Genomic DNA, 3,599 nt, shown 5'->3' on the forward strand with positions numbered 1-3,599 from the left:
GGAACTTGTTTTTAATTGCTGAAATCACCAGTTTATAGGATTCGTATGTCTATTTTCAGAATCCTATCAAATAAGCATTCAACACTTCTGGTCTGCGACTAACAACAACCGTTTACCTGGGTTGCGCTCTAAAATCCGAGATATTACTTGCAGCAAGGTAATTTTACCTTGCTGCATATCGCTTGCCAATCCCACCGCTGACAACAGTTGTTGAGTTTCCCCCGCTGCTGGTTCTAATTGCCGCACCAAGGCAAAAGCTAACTGCACAAACGGTTCTTTGCCCGGACGGAAAGTTTCAATTAACCAGTTTCCCTCTTTTCGCAATTTAGGAACTAATCCCGCAAATACCACAGAAGATTTACCACTCCCACTTGGCCCAACCACTGCTACCAACGGTTGTTTGTGCGTTACTTCTACTAAATTACTGACAAATTTTTCCTGTCCAAAAAAGAAGTCGGCATCTTCTTCCCCAAAGGCAGATAATCCTTGGTAAGGATTGGGCGGAATCTCATCTTCAACAGCAATTACACCCCGAGCAATCGGAGCCTCAATTAAATTCTTTTTCTTGAAAACAGGAGTTTCCTGCTCTCGGAAGCTCATCATCTGCGAGCAACCTAAGTCGTAGGCTTCTTCTAACATATATCCAGCAGCGATCGCATCATAAAACCCTACAGAAAAGGCAAGGGCTGCTCGATCTCCCACGGCTCGATTCATGCCAATGACATAATTAACGTATTGGCTAATTGCGTCGGCCTGTACTTCGGAATAACAAGCATTGAGAATTACACAATCTACACCTTTTTTGGCAAACAATTTAAACATACTGGCGAGGGCGTTTGTCTGCACCAGCGCCATTTTTCCGGTATCGTCTTCTAGGACAATTCCATCGGCTCCAGCACCATGCCCGCAAAAGTGGACTATGTTGGGTTGATAATCTAAAATAGCTCGGTAAAAGTCACGGGAGCGGACAGCCCATTTTTGTTCTAATTTATACTGTTCTCGTTTATTTGCCCGTCGCAATCCTTCGTCAATTTCCCGGATCTCTTGCTCCAATCGCAGGGGAGCGGTATTGGTGGGATTGGCTGCCAGAATTAAAATTGTTTTGACTGTGTTGTTGTTAGTCATGAACTCGGGAATTGCTCGGGTTTTCTGGAGCTTTTACTTCTGTTTGCTTAAGGAGAGTTCTTTTACTTAAACTGATAAAGGTCTTTGTATATCTATACGGTTCAGTCTTAGTATACCAAACTGGCAATAAAATCTTTGCTGCCCGTTAAGTAAGTTTACACTGTCACATAATGTAAACTTACTTAACCAGTGGGATTGATTTGCTTGAGTTCTTCAACAAATTTAACTGTGTTGGCTTTATTTCCGGTTCGATAGTAACTTTCTGGCGATTTAAATGTTAAATACTTAGCAGCAGTTTGATGGGACGATCGCACTTTTTTAAAGAATGGTTAAGATTGCCGATGTGTAGCTAGGCATTCGTTAAGCTATATTGACGGGTTTTCACTCATCAGCTTCGCAGGTAAAGGATAATCAGCAATATTCTAGTTAACCATAGTCTGGAGACAAATAATCATGGCAGAAATTGAAGTTCTTGTAGAAAGTTTGTGGGAACTTGATGAGGATCAGCTAGCAGCACAAATTGGCGATCGCGCTCAAGCCATAGAGGATGATGCGGCGGGACTTGGAACCAGAGGGATAGACCCAGCTTCCCTGGATTCTATTGATGTGAATGTTGCCGCTAGAGCATCGATCGATCTCAAGCTCCTAGAAGCTGGCCAGCAGTTGTTCGATCGCGTAAACCCCTTAGTTTACGAGCTGATGTGCCAACCCCTCGGAAACGATCCACAGACTCAGAAAATCCTGGATGAAGCGATCGGCCAGAATTACACTAAAGCTGCTGGGATGTTAACTCCTGTTCTAATCTCTGGACTGGGACTTGCTCCTGCTATTGCTACTCTCCTCGCTACCTTGATTATCAAAAAGATTGCCAATTATAGCGCTACTGCAATTTGTGACAATTGGAAGCAAAACCTGCCCCAACCCACAAGCTGAGCTATAAACGGAACTTCCACCGAAGGCGGAGGAAGTTCTGTTCCAGGTTTGGTGAACTCGATCGCGCTAACACCTCAAGCCATTTGTTCTCGGGTTTTGAGAGCGACAATTCCGTCGGGCTTCAAACCTTTTTTCTGCTGAAATTCCTTGACGGCTGTATCTGTTGCCGGCCCAAATTCACCATCAACCCCAACTACAACGCCAGCCTTTTTCAAGCCTTCCTGAAGCTTGATTACATCTGAGCCTTCCATTCTGGGCATCGCCAAGCGCAACGTTCTGGGCTTGTCATCCCACGGGGCTTTAGCAAACCCTTGAGCAGGCGATCGATTAAGTGCATCCTCGGTTTGGGGGCCAAAGCCGCCATCCTCGCTAATCTTTGCATCCGGGTTGTTCTGATTCCAAAGCTGCTGAAATGCGAGTATTGAGTTACTGCGAAGATCGATCGTCCTGTCGCCTATGTAGTCGAAGTGAGGCGGATCGCCCGGTAATGGCTGCCAGCCATATTGCATCAAATAAGATTCCCAGCCTCTGGCATCTTCAATGTCGATCGCTAGCCCTGTTTGGTGATTGCTGGTGCCTGGTGGCGCTACAGGATTAGAGTTGTTGAAGCGATCGTTATACAATAACATTTGCTGGGCGATCGTGCGGTAAGCAGAGTTCACCTCCATCGTTTGACCTCGATCTTGAATGGCTTTCTGAAGTGCCTCTTTTGCCGAGGTTTGTACGTAGGGAAAAGCTGCATCCAGCAAGTCTACATTAAGGTCATCAAAACTGACAAAGGCATCTGGCATCATCAGTTGTAATTGATAAATCAACTGTTGAGATAAGCCATTGACCACCGCAGTCGAAGACATGGGGGCATCTTGGAGCAATCCCGGGAAACTGCCTCTAAGTTCCAACATATCCCGTTGGACAAATTCTTCACAGGCTTCGATAATTACAGGTTGATTAAATAGAATGTCGCTTGAGTTAGTCATGGTTTTATCCAATTTATTTGAATTTGGTCAGTCCTGGATTCATAAACTCTATCCGTCGGGGATGCACACCGCACCTTACCTCCACAGAGCTTGTGAAAATTACTTAATTGTGTCAGTATAATTGGTTACACAATCGCTTTTATAGTCCTAATTCTTTGCGTGTTTGGACACCGACAACACCATCCGCCGTTAGCCCTTTTTGCTGTTGAAACTGTCGCACAGCACGATCGGTGTCTTTACCAAAAACGCCATCTGCTGAAACATTTATTCCTGCCGCGATCAGCGCTTCTTGCACTTGACGCACATCCTCACCTTGCATTATTGGCTCGGTAAGTGTGAGAACCCGAACTTCAGGCATTCCTAAAAACAGAGCTTGCTCGGCCAAGCGCCTGCGTGTCAGCCCTGGCCAGGCTTCACCATTGACTTTATTCCACACAGGAAACTGATTGGCTGCTCCTTGATAATCTCCGTTGTTCAATAGACATCTCCAAAATAGTAACATTTTGTGGTACAAGAAGATCGTAAAGCTTTTTTGAGACAGAAACATGAGCGACATCCTGAATC

5 protein-coding genes are annotated in these 3,599 nt (G+C 45.1%); 1 reads left to right on the forward strand and 4 read right to left on the reverse strand.

Annotation, left to right across the window (positions count from 1 at the left end; translation table 11 throughout):
* Window positions 1-78: 78 nt before the first annotated feature.
* Window positions 79-1,125 (reverse strand): nSTAND1 domain-containing NTPase, encoded by a 1,047-nt coding sequence (locus E5S67_RS31415; protein ID WP_172193318.1) that lies wholly within the window; start codon window positions 1,123-1,125, stop codon window positions 79-81.
* A 182-nt stretch (window positions 1,126-1,307) separates the two neighbouring features.
* Complete coding sequence (locus E5S67_RS34305) at window positions 1,308-1,439, reverse strand: hypothetical protein (protein ID WP_281363609.1); 132 nt, start codon at window positions 1,437-1,439, stop codon at window positions 1,308-1,310.
* A gap of 139 nt (window positions 1,440-1,578) precedes the next feature.
* Here E5S67_RS34305 and E5S67_RS31420 point away from each other — a divergent pair, with 139 nt between their 5' ends.
* Window positions 1,579-2,058, forward strand: coding sequence for a hypothetical protein (locus E5S67_RS31420; protein ID WP_172193320.1), 480 nt, complete (start codon window positions 1,579-1,581; stop codon window positions 2,056-2,058).
* Between the two features lie 74 nt (window positions 2,059-2,132).
* Here E5S67_RS31420 and E5S67_RS31425 read toward each other — a convergent pair whose 3' ends face one another.
* Both E5S67_RS31425 and E5S67_RS33820 read right to left on the reverse strand, forming a co-directional pair.
* Window positions 2,133-3,035, reverse strand: a complete 903-nt coding sequence (locus E5S67_RS31425; protein ID WP_172193322.1) for a peptidoglycan-binding protein — start codon at window positions 3,033-3,035, stop codon at window positions 2,133-2,135.
* A 139-nt stretch (window positions 3,036-3,174) separates the two neighbouring features.
* A partial coding sequence (locus E5S67_RS33820; RefSeq protein ID WP_246277083.1) for a peptidoglycan-binding protein occupies window positions 3,175-3,599 on the reverse strand: 425 nt, incomplete at its 5' end.

Origin of the sequence: Microcoleus asticus IPMA8, assembly GCF_013179805.1 — a bacterium.
Taxonomy (GTDB): domain Bacteria; phylum Cyanobacteriota; class Cyanobacteriia; order Cyanobacteriales; family Microcoleaceae; genus Microcoleus; species Microcoleus asticus.